We start from the raw sequence: 25,087 nt of genomic DNA, 5'->3' as shown, positions 1-25,087 counted from the left end.
TTTATCTCCTCAATATGAAAACTGGCTAAGTATGTCGTTGCGCACTGTGACGCCCAGTCCTGGCGCATCAGGCACGGCCAGGCACCCATCAACCAGCTCAAAGCGCTGGTGCAGCAGATCATCACGCAACGGGTTATGCTTGCGATCGAACTCAATCACAGGCTGATTCAATAACGGCAGTCCATTAGCGGTGAAGGGGAAGGAGGGAATAATCGCCACCGCCTGTAACGCTGCTGCCACGGCGATACCGGAACCCCAGACATGTGGCACGGTGGCAACGCCCCAGCTGTTAGCCAGCGCAAGGATTTGCGTGAAGGCGGTAAAGCCGCCGCACACGGCCAGATCGGGCTGAACTATGTCCACGCACCCGCCCGCGATAAAATCACGGAAACCGTAACGGGTGAATTCGCACTCTCCGCCTGCTACCGCAATCGGGTTTTCAGCACGCACCTTGCGGTAACCGTCACGATCCTCGGGAACCACCGGCTCCTCATAAAACAGCACGCCCAGCTCCTGCATCATCCGCCCCATTCGAACGGCGGTAGCGGCGTTGTAGGCATGATTGGCATCCACTAACAGGCCGATATGCGGACCGACAGCTTCCCGGATGGTGCGTAACCGGGCAATGTCATCCTCCAGCGATAACAACCCAATCTTGACCTTCAGCAAACCGAATCCGGCATTGGCATAACTTGCCGCCTCGGCCTGCAATGACGTCAGGATGGAAGGCAAATCAGCGAAGTTTTCCGGGTAATAGCACCCTGTCGCGTAGGCGGTGATTTTGTCGCGAAAACGCCCACCCAGTAACTTCCACACTGGAACACCGGCGGCCTGCCCGGCGATATCCCACAACGCGATATCAATAGCGGAAAGCGCTTCGATATAGGTGCCGCGCTGGCCGAAATCGCGAGAAAATGCGTACAACTCCTCCCAGATTCGGACGGGCTCAGTGGGATCACGCCCGATGATGCGTGGGGTGAAAACGTGGTCAACCACCGCCGCAACCGGTTGTGCCGGTCCGTACTGGCCACCTTCACCCCAGCCAATCAGTCCGGTATCGGTTTCAATGCGGACCAGGTAGCTGTTTCTCTCCGGAAACGCCGCCTGCGATGAATAGAAGGTTTTATCTCCCAATGGCACACGTAAAAGATGAGACGTCACTGATTTTATTTTCATTGATAAGTCACTCATGAAGGAAAGTGGCAGGACACTGCACGGCGCAGCACGTTAGCGTTTAAATCGATGTTCTCGCTGGCCCCGAACCCCAGGCCTGAAAGCAAAGACGCTGCCGGCTAAGGGTTGTTGCTGGCGCTGTTCTTCGGTTAGCCCCCACCAGGCAGAGGTAATAAACAGCACATCCCGATTTAAGCCACCAAACGCCAGGCAGCTAGGGTTGTCGACCGGGAGAGAGACGATGCGATCGATGTCACCCTCCGGGGAATAACGTACGATACGCGCCCCACCCCATTGGGCATTCCACAAATACCCTTCTTCATCCACGACCGATCCATCCGCCAGACCGGGCTGCTCGACCAGATCGACAAACAAGCGTGGTTCACCGGCTTCACCGGTGTCCGGGTTATAGGGATAGGCGTTGATGGTGCCTTCCGGCATATCGGTGAAATACATCGTCTTGCCATCCGGACTCCAGCACAGTGAGTTTGCACAGGACACATGGGGCAAACACAGAGTCACCTCATTGCGGCCTTCCCAACGCCAGAGCGCGGAATGGGGCAACTGCGGCGAACCTTCATGCATCCCTCCGCAAATAAAGCGTCCGGCGGGATCGACCCTGCCATCATTGAGTCGGGTATCAAGCACGGCCGCTTCAACATCCGCGCACCATTCAACCTCGCCAGTGTCCGTGTTCAGCATGCCGAACCCTTTTTCCAGCGCCAACGCTATGCCCGGCCCTTCACATAAGGCAATCGCCCCAACCCGTTGTTGCATGGGAAAAATTCGTGGTTCTTTATCCTGACCAGGCGCCCAGCACCACACTTCACGGGCATGAATATTTGTCCACCAGAGTTGATTTGTACGATCATCCCAGAGGATGCTTTCTCCCAACACGTTTTGGCAGTCAAGAATGACTTGAGGTGACTCGGTAAGTTGCATTGCTGAATTATCCGATCAGGTGACATGTTAGATATAGTAAGTATCAAATCTGATATATCAGGCAAGCCAAATTGTGAACAGCTTGTGAAAAGTGTGATCGTTACGGCGATTTTTCGTTCAATCTTGTCCTCTGTCCGGGGACTGGGAGGGGTACGTGAAAGGTCAGGTTATTTTTACGCGTGACCAGGATCAAATGGCAGGAACCGGGCATATATTAACACCCGGCCAATAAACCGCTAAATAAAGACAATATCCCATACAATTAATCAGTTATAAAAAAATAATTAATATATAGTGACAGATTTACACCTCAAAAAAATCAACCTTTCCACCTACGAGGTGATACATGCTGCCCACAATTTTAATCTTCTTCTGGTCTTCCAGATTTTTTAGTACCGGGCTATTTTTGCGAATATTAAAAATGGTTAACACAACATTTTCTCGGGCTACAGCATCGACAAAATCGTAATTACTTCCTTTACGTTCGCCACTGTATTTGGTTTTTTCAATCGCAGGTTTAATTTCATCAAGTAACCCCGTCAAATTTCCTAACTCGGCATTATCAATTGCCCCCCGAACTGCCCCGCAGCTGGTATGCCCCATCACCAGCACCAACTTCGCCCCGGCGACTGCACAGGCGAACTCCATGCTCCCCAGCATATCCCTATTGCTGATATTGCCAGCAACGCGAGAATTAAATGTCTCCCCTATCCCTGCATCCAGCACAATCTCAGCCGGTGCACGTGAGTCAATGCAACTGAGGATCACGGCTGCCGGATACTGGCCCGCAGCGCTACTGCGTTTCTGTGCCAGATAATCATGTTTCGCAGGACGATTTTCCCTGAAGCGCAGATTACCCTGCCTGAAATGCTCAATGACTGCATCAGGCGTCATGGCATCACGTTCAGCTTTGCTAAGTGATGCAGCAAAGCTGACCGAGGGCACTGACAAGCCTGCCAGGCCAGTGATCGAGAGAGCTGATATCGCAAGCGACTGTTTCAATAATGTTCGACGTGACGATTGATTCAGGTGGTTATGGTTCATCATGCACTCCTTTCAATGTTGAAATGTATGAATTCAGATAGAAGCTATACATGGAAAAACCTGACTAAAACCCCTCAGTGCAAGGGGAGTCACCATATCAAATCTAATTTAAGCAGTAATAAATACGCCCGATTGGCATTATTCTGTCTTATTTTAGGAGGAAATAGCTTTATTAGGCTTACGGAACAGATAACTGGGTATATCCCCGCCAATCATTTTTTCAGCGTAGCGCACAAAACCATTTTTTTCATATAACCGATGAGCTGCCGTCTGGGTTTGGGAACTGTCGAGATGAATCTCTCTTCCCGGATATTGCCTTGCAGCAAACGCCAGTAGCTCATTAAGTATGCCCTGAGCAACACCCTGCCGCCGGAACGCGCTCGATACACGCATCCTTTTGATTTCACACGCTTCCGTTGACTGACTGACAACGGCTCCCATGCCCATAATAACGCCTTGCTGAGTTACAGCCACCACAAACCTGGCATGACCTGGCGGATAATACTCGCTGAAATTATAGAGGTCAGCATCTAATGATGTATCAGCAGAACATGAATTGCTCTCTCTTAATCCATTAAAATGAAGTTCGAGAATTTGGGGAACATCTTCTGTCGTTGCTTCCCTGATAATGTATTTACCTATATATCCCGATTTTGAATCTGTCCGTTCCTGTATATTTATCTGTTTATCAAACATACGTCCTTCTCCTGGGTATGAGGTTAAGTTTGAAAACAGTACCAAAGAAAGATGTGGAATAACGCACTTTTTTGCAGGTAAAACCTTATTTAAAGCTAGCGCCCTGCGGCCGTCGTTGTACGACGAGGTGAACTTGCCGTTGAGTCTGATATAGGTATTATTTGTGCTGCTAATGGCGTCGGCCCGCAGACCGACGGGTATCCTTGGGCTGAGATGAACTACATGGAGAGCAATATGGGTATTCAACGCGTTCGCAGCTTCCTGCAAACACACGCACCAGAAATAACCGTGACCGAGTTGGAAGCACCGACCGAACCGTGATTCAGGCAGCAGAAGCATTTGGCGTTGAACATGGGCAAATCGCGAAGTCGCTGTCCTTTCGGGTTAATGATCAGGTCGTGCTGGTGGTCATGGCGGGCGATCGGCGACTGGATAACCGCAAATACAAAGAATTTTTTGGTGTGAAGGCACGTATGCTGGCGGCAGAAGAGGTAGAGATGCAGACAGGTTTTGCTCCCGGTGGCGTCTGCCCCTTCGGGGTGAATCCGGCAGTGAGCGTTTATTGCGATGAAAGTCTGCTCAGTTATCCTGAAGTACTGCCAGCGGGCGGAAATGCACGCTCTGGAGTGCGCATCTCACCAGAAAGGCTGGCCAGCATTACCGGGGCCAAATGGGTGAGTCTGAGTGTTGATGTGGGCTAATATCCGCTCAAAACGGATTACATTCATTTCTTCCAGACGGTAAACCTCGGCAGCGGGCTTGCTGCCGGGTGACAGCGGTAGCGTCAGTTCTGCATACCCCAACGTTTAATCGTCAGCCTTTCAAGGGTGGCAAACACCAGCCCCTCAACCAGCAGACCAATGACGGTGACCGTCACCAGCCCCGCAAATACCCGATCGGTGTACATTTCATTGCGATTCTGGAAAATGTACCAGCCAAGCCCGCCGCTGCCGCTTGACGCGCCAAACACCAGCTCCGCCGCAATCAGTGTTCTCCAGGCAAATGCCCAACCAATTTTAAGCCCGGACAGCAGTGCCGGTAACGCAGCAGGGATCAGAATCCACGCCACATAACGCCATCCCTTCAGTCCGTAGTTACGGCCTGCCATTTTCAGCGTTTCGGAAACGCCCATAAAACCGGACCAGGTGTTGAGCGCCATCGGCCACATCACTGAATGCACAATGACGAACACCAGGCTGGCATTTCCCAGGCCGAACCAGAGCAGCGATAACGGCAGCAGGGCAATCGCGGGCAGCGGGTTAAACATGGCCGTCAGCGTACTCAGCAAATCGCGGCCAATACGCGTTGAAATTGCCAGCGCACTGAAAAGCAACGCCAGCAAAGTACCCAGTACGTAGCCTTTCAGCAGCAGGCTTACTGACAGCCACGCACGCCCTGGCAATTCACCACTCGCCATATCCTCACGCAGAGCGGTAAAGGTCTGCCAGAAACTGGGAAACATCAGGTCATTGTTTTGCCAGCGCGCGGCCACTTCCCAGATCATGATCAGTACCAGCAATAACAACGACTTCCGCAGCCAGCTCTGATTCCCAAGTCGCACGCGTAAAGGCAACGGCGTGACCAGCGTAAAATCTTCCAGCGGGGTTAACTCGCGCTGGTACTCAGGCCGGATAGGCGGCTGGCTGCTCATGACGATCCCCTCTCGATTGGCATTGTGATGCTACGACTGGCGTGGCGGGTTGCGGAAATAACAAATCATGAATGCGGGTGACATCCGCCTGAAACGCCGTGCCACCAGAATCCGCCAGTGAATACTGATGACAGTTGAGTTCGGCTTTTACCCTTCCCGGATGCGGTGACAGCAGCAGCACGCGGCTGCCGACAATCAGTGCTTCTTCTATGGAGTGGGTAACAAAAAGCAGCGTAAACCGCACGTCGTCCCACAGGTTCAGCAATTCTTCCTGCATTTTGCGCCGGGTCAGCGCATCCAGCGCCGCAAAGGGTTCATCCATCAGTAAAACCTGCGGATGCAATGCCAGCGAGCGCGCAATGGCGACCCGCTGCTTCATACCGCCGGATAACGTATTGGGATAAGCGTTGCGAAATGCCCCCAGTCCGACTTTTTGCAGGAAATACTCGGCACGCTCCTTCGCTTCAGCCCGCCCCACCCGGCGGCTGGCGATCAGCGGGAAAGCCACGTTTTCCAGCACGGTTTTCCACGGCGGTAACTGATCAAACTCCTGGAAGACCATCATGCGGTCAGGGCCGGGCTGACTGACTGTCTCACCCGCAAGACGGATGGAGCCAGATACCGGTGCCAGAAACCCGCCAATGGCTTTCAACAAACTGGATTTCCCGCACCCTGACGGCCCCAGTAATACGAAGCGGTCAGCAGGCCAGACATCAAAACTGACATCGTGCGTAGCCTGAATCAGACGTTCATGGGTGCGGTATTGCAGGTTAACGTCCTCAACCTGCAATAATGGCGCAGACAACTCAGACATATCAGCTCCCAGGCAAGATATAGGCTTCACTGAAGAAATAATCCTTCCACGAAGCCGCTTTGTTTTTCAGTACACCCAGTTGATAAAGCTTATCGGCATAAATAAAGGTACGTTCTGGCGTAATCGTGAAATTATTCTCCGGGTCCTCAATCATTTCCTGAATAAAGGCCACCGGTAATTTGGAGTTTTCAACGCGGATATAGGTTTGTGCCGCCGCCGCTTTATCGGCCTTAATGATCTTCTCTGCTTCGGCTAAAGCCTCAAAGAATGCGCGGTACGTTTTGGGGTTTTCATCATGGAATTTCGCGGTGGTATAAAGCAGATTAAAGGTTCCCGGCCCACCTAATACGTCGTAAGAACTTAATATTTTATGAATACCAGGATGTTCCAACGCCTGATACTGGAAAGGGGGGCTGGAGAAATGCGCGGTGATTTCCGAACCACCAGCGATCAACGCCGCACTGGCGTCTGGATGCGGCAGACTTACCGTAATATTATCAAACCGCTTGTAGTCCGCGTTGCCGTAGAGGCGCGCCGTTTCTATCTGCAATGTCCGGGACTGGAACCCGACGCCAGCAGCCGGTACGGCGATGCGGTCTTTGCTGCTCAGGTCCTTCACGCTTTTCACTGCCGGATTGTTACTCAGCAGATAATTGGGCATCGACCCGAGTGCAGCAATTGCCTTAACATTTTGCTTGCCTTTGGTGCGGTCCCACAGCGTCAGCGCCGGTGGCACCCCGGCGGCAACCACATCCAACGAGCCGGACAGCAGCCCCTCATTTAACCCGGTAGCACCTGAAAGTGTCCGCCAGTCGACTTTGATATCCAACCCGTCTTCCTTACCGTGTTTCTCGATAAGTTTCTGATCCCGCACCACATCGAGGATCAGATAGCCGATACCGTACTGCTGGGCGATGCTGATCTGGCCCTCGGCGTTGGCCGCGCCAGAACCGAACAGACTGCCGAACAGCAACAAAGGAATGCCCATTCGAGGCCAGAAAGAGGCAAACCGGTTAGCTGGAAGTAAATTCATTTTAATTCCCTTAAATAATAAGCCGAATCATTAGGCGCATCGATATCACGCGTGCTATGCAATAAAATGAGTTTCGTTTTTTGATAAAGAGAATTAATTCTGAAGCCATCAACGCGCATTAATAAATCACTTTTTGGAATATATTATTCTCACGACATACCTGCATCACTGTACGGGTTTTAAATATAGAAATTCATTTTATATCGTTATGCGAATAAAGCAGTACGGTAGCCGCAAAGCTTGTCGAATCGTCGCTCAAAGACCATGACACGCGATACAGGACTCAAGTGCATAGAACACATGCATTGATAAAAACCGTTAACCACGATAAAAGGATCGGGAAGACTTTTTGCATATGAGACTGTGATGAAATACCCGGATCTGAACCTGCTGCTGGCGCTGGATGTACTGCTGGAGGAAGGCAGCGTTGCCGCCGCCGCACGGCGCATGAACCTGAGTGCTCCAGCCATGAGCCGTACGCTGGGGCGAATACGCGATACGCTGGGCGATCCCATCTTTGTTCAGGCGGGGCGTAAGCTGGTGCCAACACCACGCGCGTTGGCGCTACGCGAACAGGTGCGCACCGCAGTGGAACAGGCCACCCAGGTGTTAACCCCCGGCGAGCATGTGCAATTGCAGGAGGTTACCCGCCGTTTCAATGTGCGCGCTAACGATACATTTGTCGGGTATTACTCCGGCCAGCTGCTTGAAGCGATGTCCAGAGAGATGCCACGCGCGGTGCTGCACTTCTCCCCCGAGGAAGATGATGTCGACGTTGAGATGCTGCGTGGTGGGCGCATCGACCTGTTTATCAGCGCGGCACGTCAGCTTGGCCCGGAAATCCGCGTCCAGCCACTGTTTACCACGCGCTTTGTTGGTATGGCACGGGAAGATCATCCCATTTTCTCTCAGGACATCACGCCCGAGCAGTTAACACGCTGGGGCCATATCAGCATCTCCAGACGCGGCAAAGCCCATGGTCCGATTGACAGTGCATTGAAAGATCTGGGATTACAGCGCCAGGTCTCGCTGATTGTCGCGACACCCTACAGTGCCATCTTTGCCCTACAGGATTCCAATCTGCTGCTGCCGTTACCGGAACACCTTGCGCGCAGCGCAATCGCCTCTGGCCTGCGGGCGCGCCTGTTCGAATTGCCGGTGCCGCTGGAAACGGTGCTGTTAACTCAGGCCTGGCATCCACGTTTTCAGCATGATGCGGCTCACCGCTGGCTGCGCCAGACTATCCATCAACTGTGCAATGACAACGATTAACATCTATAGATGCGTGCGTTTGACGCACGCATAGATTCGAAAAAGCTCACTTCCCGACATCATCACTCATCACTACATTGAGTTTCCAACTCACCGTGGAAGAGAAGTTGATGAACAGCGCGATTGTTTTACCTTTTACCCGACGTCTCCAGCAGTTTGACCTGACCTCACCACGTGCCACCTATGTACTGCGTTCGCTGCTGGCCGCCAATCTGGCACTGGTGATCGCCTACTGGCTGGAGCTGGATATGCCTTACTCCGCCGCCACCACCGTCCTGCTGGTACTCAACCCGGTACAGGGTGCGGTACTGGGCAAAGGCAAATGGCGGCTTATTGGCACGCTGGTTGGCATGGTCGCCGCCCTGATCCTGATGGCATGTTTCATCCAGCAACCGTGGCTGTTTGCGCTGGCCGATAGCGTATGGCTGGGGCTGTGCGTTATGGCGATGAGCGTGCTGCGCCACTTTCGTGCCTCCGGTGCTGCCGTCGCCGGTTACACCATCGGCCTGGCAACCCTCGGTGCCATGCAGCATCCCGAGTTGGGCTTTGAACACGCTGTGGGACGCGCCTCGACGGTGGCGGTGGGTGTCATAACACTGGGTGTGGTCACTGCCTTGTTTAGCCGCCGCAGTCTCGGTGCCAAAGTTGAATCCATACTGTTGCGCCTGACACAGCAAACGACCGCATTGCTGGCAACGGGTGATGCAGCATCACCCGCGCATCGCCAACTACTGACCGAATTGTATGGGGTTGATGATTTACTTGCCGCTGCCAGCCAGGAGTCACCCGCTGTGGCACGGCAAGCGGTGGCGATTCGCCGGGCGATGGATCTGTTGCTACTGCTGGCGACTGACAACACCCGCTGCATCAGCCCCTGCTGGCAGGAGGTCACTCAGGAATTAAACCTTGGCCATGCCGGGATAGCTAAAGCGCACAGTTGTTCGCAACGCCAGACTGACGACATGCTTTCGTCGCAGGAAATGGCCCATATAGCTCGGCTGGGCCAGGTGCTGGCTATTATCGCGTCCCTGTCATCCCATTCCGTCACTCAGCCGGTGGCAAACTTTGCTTTCCATCGCGACTGGCCTGGCGCACGTCGTAATGGCATACGTGCCACGATCACGTTGTTCATCGCTTCAGCAATCTGGGTCGGCAGCGGATGGCCCGCTGGCGACATCATGCTGCTGATCATTGCACCTTACTTTGCCTTGCTCTCAACCGCACCTCAGCCCGCAGCAGGTGCGCGCAAATTTCTGCTGGGTACGTTGTTCGCCCTGCCGCTGGCCTTTATCTGCTCTTTTATGGTCTTGCCCCTGATTGAGGGTTTACCGCTGTTGTTGCTGGTCTTGAGTCTGTTCTGGTTGCCAGGCATTTATGCCACCAGCAAGCCGCAGACGATGCTGAGCGGGCTGGCTTATTTAGTCGGCTTCAACACTCTGACAGCAGCCGCCAACCCGATGGTCTATGACCCGGAGCAGTTTCTGAACTGGTCGCTGGCCTGGCTGATCGGTACGTTGCTGACCCTGCTGGCCTTTCAACTGATGCCACGTAACCCGCTGCGTCACATTGCCCGGCTGCAGGCACAGATGCGGCGCAGTACCCTCGCCCTCCTGGCGGGGAAACAGGTATCCGCCGCGCGTTGGCAGCAACACCAGCAACATCGTCTGGCGCAGGTGGTGGGTTTACTGCGTACTCAACCCGAACAGCAAACGCAGGCTATGCAGTGGGGACTGGCTCATCTCAATCTGGGGCGCGCCTTACTGGCTTTGCCTGAACTTCCGACATCTTCTCAGCAACGCCATGTCATTGATGTCGTGAGGCAGAGAATGGCACGCCGCGCCCGGCAACCCTTAATTGCCGCACGTCATGCACACCGCGCTGCCCGGCAGTTAACAGGTGATAATCAGCAGTTGGCAGAGTGTCTGACCACCATCGCCGTCGCGTTGCGAAATTCAGGAGGATGGCATGCTGAGTGAAGTCTCCATCGCAGGCATCTATCTGCCACCGCTGTTTATTTATCTCTGCTTTACCTGGCCGCTGTTTCTTGTGGTTCGTTTCGGTCTGTTACGTACGGGTATCCTGCGGCGGGTGTGGCACCCGGCGTTAGTTGAATTTTCTCTTTCCTTCATATTACTGGCGGTACTGATTCTCTATGTCTGAATTATCTTCTCCCCTCAAACACGCGTTAAAAGTCGTGTTCAGCTTTGTCATGGTTACGATTGCGCTGCTGCTGGCGGTTGTTCTGTGGCGCGCCTATGTGCTGGCTCCCTGGACACGTGATGGGCGAGTCAGTGTTCAGGTGATTCGCATTGCGCCGGAAATTTCCGGCACGATCAGCAGCGTGCCCGTCGCAGACAACCAGTGGGTAGCTAAAGGCGCACTGCTGTTCAGTATCGATACGGCCCGTTTTGAACTGGCCGTCGCCAGTGCGCAGGCACAGCTCAATGAAGCGAATGCCACCCTGCTGCAAAAACGTGAGGAAGAAAAACATCGCCAACAGATGAGATCGCTAATGGCGACAGAAGAGATCCAGCGCGCGCAGGAAGCCGCACTGGTGGCTCAGGCGCAGCAACAGCAAGCCAGTACCGCTTTGGCACTGGCCCGGCTCAATCTGCAACGCGCTGCCATCCACGCACCTGCTGATGGATTTATCACGCAGTTGCATTTACAGCCGGGTGATTACGCCGTCGCAGGCACACCCGATATCACTTTAATAGAAGCGAACAGCTTCTGGATCACCGGTTATTTTGAAGAGACCAAGCTGCATGCGATGCATATTGGCGATCGCGTCAATATCCACTTAATGGGGCAACCCGAACAATTACACGGGCACATTGCCAGTTTTGGTCACGGCATCAGCGATAGCAATCAGGCCTCTGGTGCACAAGGACTGCCCAGCGTGGAGGCTACGTTCAGCTGGATACGCCTGGCACAGCGGGTGCCGGTGCGTATCGAATTCGACGATCTTCCCGCAAATCAACTTATCACAGCGGGCATGAGCGCCAGTATTGCTATGGCAGACGGCTCTGGACCCCAGGGGCGGCTGACAGCGTTGCTGGCTCGCTGGTTTTAATCTGCTTCAGGAGAGGTTATGCAAAATTTTGTGGTACTTAATGTCAGTCGCTTTCCCATGATTACGCTCAATCAACAGGCGGTAGTTGAGGGTTACGCCACTCAGTGGATGGACGAAATGTCCCGGCTCATTGAACAGGCGTTACCCTTTGTGATGGTTTACGACCATATGCGGGCAGAAGAGAGTGAAGCGGATCGTCAGCTTCGCGGTCAATGGCTGATTCAGCAGCGAAAAAAACTCAGCGCGGTATGCCGGGGTATGATCAGCATTGAAACAGATACGCAGCGGCTGGATGAGCTGATGAAGATGCGCAAACATTCGAATCGAAAAGAAATGGGAAAAATCAGAACCGCCTGTTTGCGGTTCTGTGGTGATAGCCCGGTGAAAGCCAATAAAGTTTGATGGGGTACGACTCGATTAACGTTTCACAAACCGCACCAGCATTCTCCGAATCCCGGTGTGTTTATTACTACGTACCCAATTGACGTCACCATCCAGCATAAATTCATTCACGTTATCCAACAGATGACGCAAAACAACGCGCATTTCCAGCCTCGCTAACTGCGCACCAAGGCAGCTATGTCCCCCACCCCCAAATGACAGATGCAGGTTTTTCTGGCGGCCAATATCGAAGGCAAAAGGCTGCTCATAATACGCATCATCCCGGTTAGCCGATGCCCACCATAATGTGACTTTCTCTCCACGCCGAATCAGGCGGTCACCAATAATCACATCGCGCGTTGCCGTTCGACGGTTGTACGGTGTGGGCGACGTCCAGCGCAGGATCTCGTCGAGTGCGGAATTCATCAGACTGCCGTCTTGTTGCAGGCGCTGCCACTGCGCTGGATGCTGAATAAACGCCAGAATGCCGCCCGCAATGGCGTTACGTGTGGTTTCCAGCCCTGCCACCATCACTACGCTGAACACCATCAATTGTTCCAGCGGCGTCAGTTTTCCCAGCCCTTTGGGTAACTCACCCGTCACGGCCAGCGACACAATATCGCTGCCTGGGTTCTGGCGTTTCTCTTCGACAAACTTATGCCCATAGGCCATAAAGTTCTTCATGCCCTCCTGGCTACTGACGCTGGTTTCACCCAACTGGCGGTCTGCATAATCCAGCACCGCGTTAATCCATGCAAAGATCTGATGGCGATCGTCGTGCGGAATGCCAACCAGATTGGCGATAGCAAACAGAGGCAGCTCCGCCGCGATAGCGGAGACGAAATCGACAGTTTCCTGTTGGAGCGCAGCCTGTACGGCAGATCCCGCTGCGGCAGACAGCACATCTTCCATCGCCGCCACACGGGCATTGGTGATGGCCGGGCCAATCATCCTGCGCAGCGCCTTATGGCGGGGATCATCCATCATATTGATCACCGACCCCGGCCCCATTTCGCGCGGCAAATCCTCAATCATGGTTCCGCCGCCTTGCCGATCACCACCACCGGCAGAGGAAAAGGTGTCGTTGTCTTTGGCGATGGCAGCAATGTCGTGATAACGCGTGAACACCCAAAACCCTTCACCATCAGGGGTGAGTGCTGTCCGGGGGTGGAACAATGCCCCATTGTGGCGACGCAGTTCGGTGAAGATGTGATGTGGAAACCCCTGGCTGAACAGATCCAGATTGGTCAGATCCACCTCAGGCAAAGGCCAATACTGCGCGCCCTGTTCACTGTTGATAATCGCTTCGGACATGGTTACCTCCCCGGTTTATTGCAGACGCCAGCCTTCAGCACGGCTACGCGCCTGCCAGAAATCGGCATAGCGACCGCCTGCGGCCAGTAATTGCTGATGAGTGCCCTGCTCGATGATTTGCTGCTGATCCAGCACCAGAATCTGGTCCGCGTTTTGGATGGTCGAAAGCTGATGGGCGATGACCAGCAACGTGCAACGATGGTGCAGTGACTGTAGCCCGGCGGTGATCGCGGCCTGGTTCTCGGCATCAAGCGCGCCAGTGGCTTCATCCAGCAGCAAAATCGGTGCGTTTTTCAACAACGCGCGGGCGATGGCGACACGCTGCCGTTCACCGCCAGAAAGCAGACCGCCGCCCTCACCCACCTGGCTTTGCCAGCCATCCGGCAGCCGTTGCAGCAGTTCGTCTAATCGCGCCAGCCTGACCACCTGCGCAATCTCCTCTGCATCGGCCTGCGGTTTACCAATTAATACGTTTTCCCGCAGGGTGCCACTGAACAGATAGTTGTCCTGAAAGACTGGCGCGATCAGTGCCATGTGCTCGCGGCTGCTTAACTGACGCAGATCGGTGCCACCCAACGTGATGCTGCCGTTGTTGGGATCAAAGAAACGCGCGATCAAACGCGTAAGGGTGGTTTTACCTGCGCCAGACAGGCCCACCAGTGCCGTGGTGGTGTTGGCAGGCAGTATGACCGACACATTCTTCAGGATGGGACGTTCAGGTTGGTAGCCAAAGGTCACGTTATGCAGCGCAATGCTGGCCTCGCCACTGTAAGGTTGCGGCTTTTCGCTCTGCGGCAACGGTTGTTCAGCCAGTACCCGTTCCACCGCATCCATCTGTGCAGCAGCCATGCGGATCCCTGAGCCATAGGCAGCCACTTCGGTCAGGGGATCAATCACCCGGTTAATCAGCACCAGCAACGCCAGCAAGGTGACCAGCTGTTGCGGGTCGTTATCGGTCAGCCCCAGCCAGGTGACACTGGCCATCAACGTCAGGAAACTGAGTTGCGCCAACCAGGAGTTAGCCAGTAACGGCGGCAGCACCAGCCACAGCTGGCGTTTACTGGCCCGATTTTGTGCCAGTAAAGCGGCGTCAAAGTTGGCATGCCCCTGCTCGCCGCAACCGTGGGTGCGCAACACCATTTGGTTCTGCGCAAACTCAAGCATACGATCGCTGGCTTCTGCGGTGGCGTGATGAACCGCTTCATCTGCGGTCCGGCCCAGCTTGCCAGCCCACCAGTAAATCAGCGCCACCAGCGGAAAAATCACCAGCGCGATCAGGGCGATACGCCAGTCAAAGCAGAAGGTGATCACCACCACCACCAGCGGTGTTAAGGTGGCGCGCATTAACGGGCTTAATTGATGTGCTGGCAGCCCAAGGATTTCCATCACCCCCTGACTGAGCAGCACGCCTAGCTGGCTGGTATTGTCGGGACTGAACCAACCCAGTGGCAGCGTCACTACATGATCGCCAATACGGTGACGTAAGGTGTTCAGCAGGGCAATGGCAACCCTGAAACCGCCCATTGAAGCAGCGTAGTTGAGATACCAGGTCAGCAACGTGCCCAGCATGAGCGGCAATAACCACCACGTAGCCTGCGCGACATCATCCTGCAATAACGCCTTAATGATCGGCACAACCATCGCAAATGCGATGCCCTGCACCAGGCAGAACAGCACCATCAGGATCAGGTAACGTTGCAGAACCTTCGCGTGATCTTTGCCCAGCAGTGACGAGAGACGGGTCAGCAGCATATCGCCTCCTGAGAGGCTGAGAACTGGGCCTGCCAAAGACGTGCGTATTCGCCGTTGTTAGCCAGCAACTGGTTATGCGTTCCTTGTTCTGCAATACGTCCCTGCGCCAGCACCACGATATTGTCGGCGTTCACCACCGTGGCAAGGCGGTGAGCCACCACCAGCAACGAGCGGTTGTCCTGTTGGGAAATGAGACGGGAGAGCGTGTCCTGAATGGCTGCTTCCGATTCCGCATCTGCCTGCGCCGTGGCTTCATCCAGCACCAGCAATGGCGGCTCCTTCAGTAGCGCTCGGGCAATACTCAGGCGCTGCGCCTCCCCGCCCGACAGGCGTGCATCTTCACCATAAACCGACTGATAACCACGCGGCAGTTGCAGAATGCGTTGATGAATATTGGCCGCCTGTGCCGCTGCAATCACCTGCTGATCGGTGGCCTGCGGTTGCCCCAGCGCGATATTGTCTCTGATGCTCAGCCGCAGCAGCCGTACCTCCTGAAACACACAGCCAATCTGGCGATAGAGATGGTCGACCGCGATGTTCGCCAGATCGACACCTCCCAGCATAATCCGGCCTGAGTCAGGTTCGGCAAAGCGCAGCAGTAGCTTCGCCAGCGTTGATTTTCCCGCACCGGACGCGCCGACCAGCGCCGTCACGGTACCGGGTTCCAGCGTCAGAGAGACGTCATGCAAAATCTGACGCTCGGGTCCGTAGCTGAAGCTGACGCGCTCAAAACGCACCTGATTACCGGCATTGAGCATCACCCGCTCCGGCTCTTTTTGTTGCGGGATGGCCAGTAGCCTGGCGAGCCGGGCAAAAGCCCCCTTCGCCATCTGGAGTGACTGCGCGCTGCTGCTTAAGGTGCCAATGGGCACCGAGATCCCCAGTCCCAGCACTGCAAACGGCAGCAGTTGCCAGATATCCATCCAGCCGAGATGAATAAAAGCGACACCCCCAACCAGCACCAACAGCAACAAGGTGATCGGTGCAATGATCACCCCTGAGAGGCTTTCCGGTTTGATCAGCGGGCGCACCCAGTCGAGAAAGAAATCACGAAAGCTGTCCACCGCCCGGCGATATGCCTGATGGGCAACACCGTGCTGGCCGAAGGTTTTTACCACCGGTATGCCCTGGACAAACTCCACCACCGAGCGATTGACCTGCTCCAGTTCCTGGCCGTATTCCGCCATTTTGGCCTGACTGGCGCGCATAATCTGGCGATAGAGCAGAAAAAAGAACGGCAGCGGAAGCAGCGTGATCAGCGTCATCCGCCAGTCGATGAAGAACAGGTAACCATAAACGCACAGGATCGTGGCCGTCGCGTTAGCCAGGTTTGGATAGGCATGCGCCACCAGATGATGAATCGCGGTCACGTCATCCTGCATACCCTGCTTAATTCTGCCGCTGCTGTTGGCGCTGAACCAACTGAGCGGCGCGTGCGCCATACGGCGCGCTAACTGGCGACGTAGCCACAACGAGAATGCATTATCAGCCAGATGGGTGGTGAGATCGGCCAACCCCCGCAATGCCAGCCCTCCGCCCAGGCATAACGCGGAGATTCTTACGATATGCCAGGCCGCAGCGGCACGATCTGCCTGCGCGCTCATCAACACCCGCGCCAGTTCAGTCAGGCCAATCAGCGGGGCCAGCACCAGCGCCGATGAACCCACCTGAAGTACCACCGCCAGGGCAATCCAGCCACGTACCGGGCGTAGTAACCTGACCTGCTGAGGTTCAGTTTCGCACGTTGAAGTCATTACCAATCTCCTTGTCAAACACCGCGCCGGAATCAGCTTCACCACCACTGAGATGCAAACTCGCGGTACAAAGCTGTCTGGCTGCCGGTAAATCATGAGTAATAAAAAGCACTGCCATGCCTTGCGTCAGGAGCTGACTCAGCAGTTGCAGAATCGTGCGGGTGCTGATCACATCCAGCGCCGACGTCACTTCATCGCAGATAAGCAACCTCGGCTGACCTGCCAGCGCACGCGCCAACGCCACGCGCTGTTGTTCACCGCCAGACAGCTGCCGTGGCAAGCGGCGGGCGTAATCGCCTGGTAATCCGACCTGGTACAGCAGCGCTTCCACAGTAAGCGGCTGGGATAAACGGTAACGATCAAGCGCCTGTTGCAGTTGCTGTCCGACGTTGCGCAACGGGTGCAGGGAATGGGCTGGATCCTGGGGAACCAACGCGATGGCGCGCTGCTGTTCGCGGGAGCGTTGGCGCACATCTCTCGCCAGCGGCTGATCGGCCAGGGTGGCAACGCCATCATGGGATGGATATAAACCGGCCAGCGATCGCGCCAGGGTACTTTTGCCGATGCCGGATGGCCCGGTGACCGCAAGGCATTGCCCCGGCGACAGCTCGAAATTCAGCGCGGGCAATGACGTTGGTCCGGAATGTCCCGGCTGCCAGCGTGAAACCCGCAGCAATGGCGCTTCCTGAGTGACCAGCGGGAGTGGCAACGTCACAGGAGACAGCCATTCGCGCAACAGTGGACTTTTTGGGGTAGCGAACAACTGCCGGGTGTCGCCATGCTCCAGTTGCTGCCCGTTATGCAGTACCAGTATCTGCTGCGCCAGCTCCGCTACGGCATTGAGTTCGTGGCTGATCAGTAACAGGGCAAATCCACATTGCTGCTGAAGCTGGCGCAGTTCCGCCATCATCTGCTCACGGTGGCGCTGGTCTAACCCGGCGAAGGGTTCATCGAGGATAAGTAATTGCGGGCGTTTCAATAACACCCGAGTCAGTGCGATCCGGCGACGTTGTCCACCCGAAAGCTGGTGAGGGAAGCGTTGCAGGAACGCGTTATCCTGCGGCAATCCGAGCGAGGCCAGCATGTCGCTAATGACGTTGGCATCGCCTTGATAAAATTCATGGAGCTGACGCCGAACCGTCATACCCGGAGTCAGTTCCTGTGCCGGGTCCTGACCCAGCCAGGCGGTATGTCGGAATCTCAGCTGCCGGAGCTGGCGAGGCGTCGCCTGCCATACCTCACATCCGCAACAGATAATTTGCCCGCTGACGTGACGCTGCCCCGTTGTCAGGTCACCCAGCAGCGCGCGACCAAGGGTGCTTTTCCCCGCCCCACTGCTGCCAATGATTGCCAGAATACCGCCCGCGGCCAGCGTGAAGTTAATCTCCTGCAACACCGTATCGCCCTGCGCATTGCAAATCGTCAGATCGGATACCTGTGCTACCCACGTCATCGGCTTTTGCTCCACCGATCGGTCTGCAAACCGATCACCACCACCACCAGCGCGATACACAGCGCCGGTAATAATACGGCCCAGGGATTGAGCATCAGTCCGGGTAACCCATCACGCACCATTGACGCCCAGTCGATTCCACCGGGACTGGCGATGCCGAGAAAACTGGCTGAGGCGAGCAGATAAATTGCCGCGACTAAACGGGTGGTCCCATCGGCCAGAATACCGGGAACTATCACCGGCAGGACTTCGCGCCACAGCAGTAACGGCAGCGCATCGCCTGCCGCACGCGCCACCTCGACATAACCGGAATCGAGGATCGGATCCGCCAGCGCACGCACGTAACGCACGGTGAAAGGGATATTGAGTAACGTAACCCCGACCAGTAACGCGACCTGTCCGGTGCCAAAGGCATAGATCACCCCAATCAGCACCAGCAGCGGCGGCATATACAATAGCGGGTCCAGTAACACCACCAGCCTCCTGCCGCGATCGGGTAACGCAACCAGCAGCAGCGCCAACAGGCTGCCGAATAATGAGGAGCACAGCGTGCACAGCAGGGGGAAAAGCAGAATCTGACGCCCCCCGCTCAGCAGGCGGCTCAATACATCGCGTCCCAGCCCGTCACTACCCAACCACAGGGTTTGACCCGGCAGTTGCCACGCCAGACCGAGGCTCCGCTGTGGGTTATAAGGAGCCAGCCACGGGCTACAAAGGATCAGAAGCAACAATAGTAAACTGACGGTTCTCACGAGCGCCTCCGCCAGGGATCGCGCCAGACCGCAAAGATATCCGCCGCCAGCCAACACAGGGCGGTAATCAGCGCCAGCAACATCGCCCCCCCCTGGAGTAAGATGGCATCGCGGGTATTCAGCGCCGTCAGCAGCAATTCACCAAGGCCGGGAAAGCCAAATACGCGTTCCACCACCACCGCACCGCCAATCAGATAGGGCAAACTGGCGGCAAATAATTGCGCCAACGGACCGACTGCCTGAGGCAGTAAATGGCGGGTTACCAGCGTCAGGCCGCGCACGCCATTCAGACGGGCGCTGAGAATATGCGGAGCAGCAGTCAGCCTGATCAGCGACGCGCGTATCATCCGCAGCAAATAACAACCGCTGATCAGCGCCAGGGTTAACGCAGGCAGAACCAGAATCGACCACTGGTCACTGATGTTGCCGGAGGCAGGCAACAAGGAAACCGCTGGGAACCAACCCGCCCCAACCGCTAACAGCAGGATCATCAGCGTGGCGACAATAAATTCCGGGGTGCTTAATCCGCTCATTGCGATGAATGACAACAGCCGGTCCTGCCACTGATCCCGATGCATCGCCGCCAGCACGCCGCCCGTGCCGCCCAGCAGCACCATTCCGCTGGCCGCCAGCAACGCCAGCAGCCCACTCCGCTGCGCGGCAGGGCCGATAATATCGACCACCGGTTGCTGGCTGATAAAGGAGACGCCGGGATTGCCACGCAACATACCGTCAAGCCACTGCCCGTACCTGGCGGTGACCGGTTGATCAAGGCCGTACTGGTGACGCAGTGCCTGCAACGCCTGCGGCGTCGCGTGTTCACCCAATGCCTGTACCGCAGCATCACCGGGTGCCAGCGCGAGGGTGAAGAAGATCAACATGCTCGCCAGCCACAGCAGCAGCAAAGTACTGAGCAGACGCCAGAGTACAAATCGGGTCATCATTGCCCGCTCACCATCCGGGCATTGCGAAACAAGGGAATACCCTGGTTCAGTTCAACGCCCTGCAAAGGCGTAACCGCCGCCGAGAGCTGATCGCGATACCCCCAGAGCAGATACGGTCCTTGTTGCCACAACTGCTGTTGTAACTGATTAAGTTGTTGCTGTTGACGCTGTGGATCGAGCGTTTTACGCGCCTGCTCTACACCACCGGCAAAATCGTCCGGATACCACCCGCCATAGTTATAGGGATTGTCATGACCAAACAGCATCGGAATCGCCGCCAGGAAGGGACGATTTAACGCAAACATCGACAACATCTGCGCCTGATGCAGGCGTGGAATATCCCCCAGATAGTCGGCGGCGGCTACCGTCGCAACCTTAAGGGTGATGCCCACATCGGCCAGTTGCTGACGTAGCAGTTCGGCCGCGTCATTCAGCCCTGGAGTTAAATCAGCGGTCAGCAAAGTGAGTTGCGTGATGCCTTTTTTCCGCAACAGCGCCTGGGCAGCGGCAATATCGGTCTGGCGCGGTGGGAGTTGATTGTCAAAACCACTTAACCCCTGGCCGAACACATCGTTTCCGCGATAGCCATAACCGCCGAGAACCACATCAAGCAACTGCTGGCGATTCACCAGCATTTTCAGCGCCTGCCGCACCTCGACATCGTCAAACGGTTTTACCCGTGTGTTCATGGCAAAGTAATAACCGCTGGCATTCGCCACACCGCTGCGGATGATTTGCCAACCCTGACGTCCGTCTACGCTGCGGGCGCTGCTGACCGGAATGTCAAAGGCATAGTCTGCGGCCCCACTCATCAGCGCGTTGACCCGTGCCGTGGCATCAGCCAGCGGGCGGATCTCAATATGATCAAACCACGCCGCCGGATGCCAGGCATAAGGGTTGCGACTGAGCATCGCACCATTCTGCGCATTGAAGGACGTGACCTGATAAGACCCGCTGCATACCGGAATCGTCGCATCCCCCCGGCCCTGTTTCCATACCATGCTGGCAGCGGTGAGCACCGTGGTCACCAGGTCAGCGCGTGGACGGGTGAGGATCAGCTCCAGCTCCCCGGCATTAACCACCCGGCTGGCCTGCATATCGACATCGCTGAAGAACCCGGCAAAACCGGGAGAGGCGGCCAGAAAGCGCAGGCTCGCCAGCACATCATTAGCGGTCAGCGGCGATCCATCGGAAAAGCGTACCCCGGCACGCAGGGAGATAGTCCAGCGTGTGGCATCCTGATTCGGGGTGATGGCTCGACTCAACTGATAGTCGGGATTGCCCTGTTTATCCGCCACCAGCACATCACACACATTGCCGGTCACCACCCAGGGGTAATAGGTTTGCGCACGCCCGTAATCGAGCGTTTCACTCTGGCTGCCCAGCATCACCACGCGGAGCGTACGGTCAGTTGCCGCAGTGGCGGGCAGCGCCATGATCATGCCCAGCAACCACCAGCCTGACAGGCGAAATCTCATCATGTTTGTATCCGGGTAAACTCAATGACGCGCCCGGACACCAAGCCGGGCGCACGCTTAATCAGAATCTGATTTGTGTACCGACGCCCAGCACACGACCATGTCCCACCGTGACCGCCTCGCTGCCCGGTCCGTAATACAAGCCGATGTACTGTGGACGTTCATCCGTCAGGTTTTGACCAAACACGTAGACATCAAAGGCGGAAAATTCCAGACCCACTTTGGCGTTGTAGAGCTGGTAGGCATTCAGTTTGAAGTGGCTGCCGACATCCGCCTCACGACTGCCAACATACTGATGCTGTGCCAGGGCGAAAATGTTGGCTTCCGGCAGCCCCAGCCAGGCGGCTGAGTCGTAATATTGCAGCGTCAGGTTAGTGTTGAATTTCGGTACTGCCGGTACGCGGTTGCCGTTACGCGCACCGGATGAGGCCGCAACATCATCCGAGACATTGCGCAACTCGGTATGGGTGTAGCCCGCCCCGCCACTGACCTTCCAGTGCTCGGCCAGTTGCAGTGAGCCTTCCAGTTCCACGCCATAATTGCGGGTATCCATCGGTTTGGGTACGAAGGTGAATGACGCTGAATCCAGCGCAAACAGGTTTTCATCCTTCACCGTGTTGTAGAACAACGAGGCATTCAGTTCAGCACGCCCGTCGAGGAAACGGTTTTTGCTGCCGATCTCGTAGCTCCACGAAGAGGAATCTTTATAAGGCTCATCCTTCAAACCGCTGGGGGCGTTGTTGGTAAAATTGGGGAAGCCACCGCTCTTCGCACCACGTGCCACGCTGGCATAGATCGTCGAGTCATCCGTCAGGTCATAACTCAGCGCCGCGCGACCTGTCACCATGTCGTAATTCAGCACCCCGCTCTGATTGAAGGAGGCCACCGTGCCAGGGAACCCGTTGGAGCGATACAGCGATTCATAGGTTTTACGGTCATGGGTGTAGCGGCCGCCTAACGTCCCTTTCAGTTTTTCGGAGCCAAATAACGGCACCGTTACCTCACCAAAAGCGGCATAGCTGTCGGTGGTATAATCCCCGTTGCGCGTCCCGTTGGTAGAAGAGAAGAACGCTGAATCATATTTGGTGGTCAGCTTGTAACTGTCATGCAGGTAGTTGATGCCACCGACCCAGACAATATCGGCGTCATCGAGGCTGCTCAGCCGCAGTTCCTGATACAGGCTGTTCTGGCTTTCGTCATAGGTACTCCAGTCAGTGGCGGGAATAAATGCCGACGTCGGCATCCCGAACACTTTGCTGAAGGTCAGCGCCTCGGAGTTATTGGTCAGGTTTTTGAAATCGTAATGGTTCACTGCCGAGACGGAGGTGAACTGCATCTGATCAAACTGGCGATTAGCGGTTAATGACAGGCCGGAGATCTCACGATCGACCCAACCTTTAGGATCCAGTTCTACCGTGGGGAAGTTCGGACCATTTTTCAGAATGAAGTTGGATGGCGTGTTGTTGTCGCGCTCGTAGTTGCCGGTCAACACGAAGCGGGTTCGGTCATCGGGTGTGAAGACCAGCGAACCACGGAACACCCCGGTTTCCACCTTACCTAACTTGCCACCCGGCGCCAGGTTATCCACATCGGCACCCAGATTGGAATAGGCGGCAGAGAAGCGTCCGCCAAGGCGATCCTCAATCAGTGGCCCGGAAACCGTCAACTGTCCCACATTCTCGGATTCACTGTTCAGGCCCGCTTCCGCGCGCAGTGTACCTTCGAAGGTATCGCCAGGCTGGCGCGTGGTGATGTTAATCGCCCCGGCTTGCGCATTGCGGCCAAACACCGTGCCCTGCGGGCCGCGCAGCACTTCAATCCGTTCGACATCCAGGAAACGCAGATCCGAACCGAAGGCCGGTTGCGGCACGCCATCGATGTAAGTCACGACCGACGTATCATCAAAACCGAGCGGCTGTGCCATTGGGCCGACGCCACGGATCGACATATAGGTCGAGCGCATATCCCCCAGTGAGCTGAAGCTGATGTTTGGCACGTCACGGATTAAGTGCTCCACATCATTAATGCGGCGGTCGTTCAGTGTCTGACGATCAAATAAGGTCATGCTGACCGGGACTTTCAACGGGTCCTCTTTCACCTTGCGGGCGGTCACCAGCAGGGTTTCTTCCTTTTTGCTGTCGGTGGCTTGTTCCGCGCTGAAAGCCGGGGCTGAAATCGCCAGACCGCACAACAGGCAGAGAGGTTTGATGGTGGTCGTCAGATTTTGTTTTAAGCGATGCTGGTGTGAAGTGGTGCGCATGACATCCCCATGGTATTGAAACAGAGACAAAAAAAATCGTTTTTATATCTGTCACAATTGTATGGGGCGGTCATACGACACCCTAGTTAACTCAGCTATGAGCAAAGCCAAATGAGTTATGTTTTCAGCCAGTCAAAGGCTGAGGGAGTCGCGGGGAGGCATACCAAATTTGCGCCGATAGGCAGTCGAGAAGTTACTGGGATGCTGATAACCGACATAGTAAGCGGCCTGTTTTACCGTCCATCCTTCCGACTCTAACCCCAGCCGCGCCCGGTTGAGGCGCTGATCGCGCAGAAAGGCAAAAACCGACTGTCCCATCACCGCCTGGAACTTACTTTTTAGTGCGCTGACGCTAATGCCAACGTCACGTGCCAGGTCACACAGGCAATGGTTGCTGTCCAGCTCAGTAACCAGTTTATCCCTCACCTTCAGCATTCGCGCCACATCACGATGCGGTGCCATCACCCCTACCTGGGGCTGGTCCTGATCGGCTGCGCGCAGCACCTGTGCCATCAGATCCAGCACACAACTGTGGGTCTGTAACCGACCAATCACGCAGTTATCGCAAAAGCCAAACAGCTCATTGGCCCGGTCAATGGTGTACTGCGGCACGATAAACCCGAAGACATGGTTACGTTGCAGAATACGTTCAACCTGCTCCGCCAGCTCTTTATCGCTGATGCGTTCTGGCGCCGCCTGAATCACCAGGCTGCGGCAATGATGTCCACGCGGATTGCGGCACCACAGACGCATACGATCTTTGGTGGCAATCACCTTCGCCATGCCTCTCTCTGCCGGTAACGGGCTGCCATCATCAAGATGGTAATTGGGTTCATCGCCGTCGAGCGTGAGCAAAATGGTCAGACAATGATGCAGCGTGCCGCTGCGGTGATCATCACCGTTGGCGGTCAGCTCGTTGAGACAGAGATTGACACCGTAGGGCAGCGTGACCGTTTTGATCGTGCCGTCAAACTCGCCAGACTGGCGCACCGAGCAGTTGGCATTAGCCAGCTCGTAGTCATAGCCCCATTTGTGCGCCATATCGGTTAACTGTTGCAGAGAATGTAACTGGTGAGTGGATTGCATAAAAACCCTCTTTTGTAAGTACCCGGCTGGCGAAGTGGTCAGGTGCTTAGTTCCCGAAACGAAACTCAGAGAGTCATCATACTAAGGCGCGCCAAAATGTAAATAATAATCATTATCAGTTCTTGACGCTTTCCTGACAGTTCCTGGTGTTGCGGGGCTTGCGCCCACAAGCCGACTTATTACCAGGGTGCCAGGCAGATTGATGATAGGGGGTC

Annotated in this window: 21 protein-coding genes and 1 pseudogene; 6 read left to right on the top strand and 16 right to left on the bottom strand. The window is 55.6% G+C overall.

The genetic code is table 11. The features are described 5' to 3' along the window. Window positions 1–9: 9 nt before the first annotated feature. The 4 genes from AC6I8W_RS25315 to AC6I8W_RS25300 all read right to left on the bottom strand — a co-directional run bounded on the left by AC6I8W_RS25315 (window position 10) and on the right by AC6I8W_RS25300 (window position 3,855). Window positions 10–1,176, bottom strand: a complete 1,167-nt coding sequence (locus AC6I8W_RS25315; RefSeq protein ID WP_497839311.1) for a mandelate racemase/muconate lactonizing enzyme family protein — start codon at window positions 1,174–1,176, stop codon at window positions 10–12. Window positions 1,177–1,227: 51 nt separating this feature from the next. After that, complete coding sequence (locus AC6I8W_RS25310) at window positions 1,228–2,115, bottom strand: SMP-30/gluconolactonase/LRE family protein (protein WP_497839310.1); 888 nt, start codon at window positions 2,113–2,115, stop codon at window positions 1,228–1,230. A gap of 303 nt (window positions 2,116–2,418) precedes the next feature. After that, entirely contained in the window at window positions 2,419–3,159 is a 741-nt protein-coding gene (locus AC6I8W_RS25305) for a carbonic anhydrase (protein WP_497839378.1), read from the bottom strand. A gap of 153 nt (window positions 3,160–3,312) precedes the next feature. Then, window positions 3,313–3,855: a GNAT family N-acetyltransferase gene (locus tag AC6I8W_RS25300; RefSeq protein WP_497839309.1), complete on the bottom strand. Its 543-nt coding sequence runs from the start codon at window positions 3,853–3,855 to the stop codon at window positions 3,313–3,315. Window positions 3,856–4,089: 234 nt separating this feature from the next. Between AC6I8W_RS25300 and AC6I8W_RS25295 the strand changes: the two are divergent. Continuing rightward, a pseudogene (locus AC6I8W_RS25295) lies at window positions 4,090–4,556 on the top strand (YbaK/EbsC family protein). An 83-nt stretch (window positions 4,557–4,639) separates the two neighbouring features. On the opposite strand, the gene AC6I8W_RS25290 reads toward AC6I8W_RS25295, so the two are convergent. Genes AC6I8W_RS25290 through AC6I8W_RS25280 form a run of 3 tightly spaced genes read right to left on the bottom strand, consistent with a single transcriptional unit; the run spans window position 4,640 to window position 7,308 of the window. Then, a complete protein-coding gene (locus tag AC6I8W_RS25290; RefSeq protein ID WP_497839308.1) occupies window positions 4,640–5,506 on the bottom strand; it encodes an ABC transporter permease in 867 nt (288 codons plus the stop codon). Then, window positions 5,478–6,320, bottom strand: a complete 843-nt coding sequence (locus tag AC6I8W_RS25285) for an ABC transporter ATP-binding protein (protein ID WP_497839307.1) — start codon at window positions 6,318–6,320, stop codon at window positions 5,478–5,480. Before AC6I8W_RS25285 ends, AC6I8W_RS25290 begins: the two co-directional genes overlap by 29 nt. 1 nt (window position 6,321) lies before the next feature. Next, the gene (locus AC6I8W_RS25280; protein ID WP_497839377.1) at window positions 6,322–7,308 is read right to left on the bottom strand and encodes an ABC transporter substrate-binding protein; all 987 of its coding nucleotides are present in this window, start codon (window positions 7,306–7,308) and stop codon (window positions 6,322–6,324) included. Window positions 7,309–7,719: 411 nt separating this feature from the next. Between AC6I8W_RS25280 and AC6I8W_RS25275 the strand changes: the two genes are divergently transcribed. The 5 genes from AC6I8W_RS25275 (at window position 7,720) to AC6I8W_RS25255 (ending at window position 12,100) form a co-directional block, all read left to right on the top strand. Continuing rightward, a complete protein-coding gene (locus tag AC6I8W_RS25275) occupies window positions 7,720–8,625 on the top strand; it encodes a LysR family transcriptional regulator (RefSeq protein ID WP_497839306.1) in 906 nt (301 codons plus the stop codon). Between the two features lie 110 nt (window positions 8,626–8,735). Continuing rightward, window positions 8,736–10,601, top strand: a complete 1,866-nt coding sequence (locus tag AC6I8W_RS25270) for an FUSC family protein (RefSeq protein WP_497839305.1) — start codon at window positions 8,736–8,738, stop codon at window positions 10,599–10,601. Then, entirely contained in the window at window positions 10,591–10,785 is a 195-nt protein-coding gene (locus AC6I8W_RS25265; protein WP_497839304.1) for a DUF1656 domain-containing protein, read from the top strand. Before AC6I8W_RS25270 ends, AC6I8W_RS25265 begins: the two co-directional genes overlap by 11 nt. After that, window positions 10,778–11,698 (top strand): HlyD family secretion protein, encoded by a 921-nt coding sequence (locus tag AC6I8W_RS25260; RefSeq protein ID WP_497839303.1) that lies wholly within the window; start codon window positions 10,778–10,780, stop codon window positions 11,696–11,698. Before AC6I8W_RS25265 ends, AC6I8W_RS25260 begins: the two co-directional genes overlap by 8 nt. An 18-nt stretch (window positions 11,699–11,716) precedes the next feature. Then, a complete protein-coding gene (locus AC6I8W_RS25255; protein WP_497839302.1) occupies window positions 11,717–12,100 on the top strand; it encodes a hypothetical protein in 384 nt (127 codons plus the stop codon). Window positions 12,101–12,115: 15 nt separating this feature from the next. Here AC6I8W_RS25255 and AC6I8W_RS25250 read toward each other — a convergent pair whose 3' ends face one another. From AC6I8W_RS25250 to AC6I8W_RS25210, 9 genes are all read right to left on the bottom strand, one after another. Further along, window positions 12,116–13,393 carry a cytochrome P450 gene (locus AC6I8W_RS25250; RefSeq protein ID WP_497839301.1) on the bottom strand — a complete coding sequence of 426 codons (1,278 nt, stop codon included), beginning with the start codon at window positions 13,391–13,393 and terminating at the stop codon, window positions 12,116–12,118. 15 nt (window positions 13,394–13,408) lie between these two features. Next, window positions 13,409–15,145 (bottom strand): ABC transporter ATP-binding protein, encoded by a 1,737-nt coding sequence (locus AC6I8W_RS25245; protein ID WP_497839300.1) that lies wholly within the window; start codon window positions 15,143–15,145, stop codon window positions 13,409–13,411. Continuing rightward, on the bottom strand, window positions 15,136–16,899 hold the full coding sequence (locus tag AC6I8W_RS25240; protein WP_497839299.1) for an ABC transporter ATP-binding protein: 1,764 nt from the start codon (window positions 16,897–16,899) through the stop codon (window positions 15,136–15,138). The genes AC6I8W_RS25245 and AC6I8W_RS25240 overlap by 10 nt, the downstream gene beginning before the upstream one ends. Next, complete coding sequence (locus tag AC6I8W_RS25235) at window positions 16,877–18,352, bottom strand: ABC transporter ATP-binding protein (RefSeq protein ID WP_497839298.1); 1,476 nt, start codon at window positions 18,350–18,352, stop codon at window positions 16,877–16,879. Before AC6I8W_RS25235 ends, AC6I8W_RS25240 begins: the two co-directional genes overlap by 23 nt. After that, the gene (locus tag AC6I8W_RS25230) at window positions 18,349–19,104 is read right to left on the bottom strand and encodes an ABC transporter permease (RefSeq protein ID WP_497839297.1); all 756 of its coding nucleotides are present in this window, start codon (window positions 19,102–19,104) and stop codon (window positions 18,349–18,351) included. The genes AC6I8W_RS25235 and AC6I8W_RS25230 overlap by 4 nt, the downstream gene beginning before the upstream one ends. Beyond that, window positions 19,101–20,048, bottom strand: a complete 948-nt coding sequence (locus AC6I8W_RS25225; RefSeq protein ID WP_497839296.1) for an ABC transporter permease — start codon at window positions 20,046–20,048, stop codon at window positions 19,101–19,103. Before AC6I8W_RS25225 ends, AC6I8W_RS25230 begins: the two co-directional genes overlap by 4 nt. After that, window positions 20,045–21,529 carry an ABC transporter substrate-binding protein gene (locus tag AC6I8W_RS25220; protein ID WP_497839295.1) on the bottom strand — a complete coding sequence of 495 codons (1,485 nt, stop codon included), beginning with the start codon at window positions 21,527–21,529 and terminating at the stop codon, window positions 20,045–20,047. Before AC6I8W_RS25220 ends, AC6I8W_RS25225 begins: the two co-directional genes overlap by 4 nt. Before the next feature lie 58 nt (window positions 21,530–21,587). After that, a complete protein-coding gene (locus AC6I8W_RS25215; RefSeq protein ID WP_497839294.1) occupies window positions 21,588–23,786 on the bottom strand; it encodes a TonB-dependent receptor in 2,199 nt (732 codons plus the stop codon). 132 nt (window positions 23,787–23,918) lie between these two features. Continuing rightward, a complete protein-coding gene (locus tag AC6I8W_RS25210; protein ID WP_497839293.1) occupies window positions 23,919–24,872 on the bottom strand; it encodes a helix-turn-helix transcriptional regulator in 954 nt (317 codons plus the stop codon). Window positions 24,873–25,087: the final 215 nt, after the last annotated feature.

The sequence above is a fragment of the Pantoea sp. X-Soil-TKNS-1211 genome (genome assembly GCF_059730495.1).
Note: the sequence above shows the minus strand (reverse complement) of the source record. Positions and strands in the feature narration are given on the sequence as shown.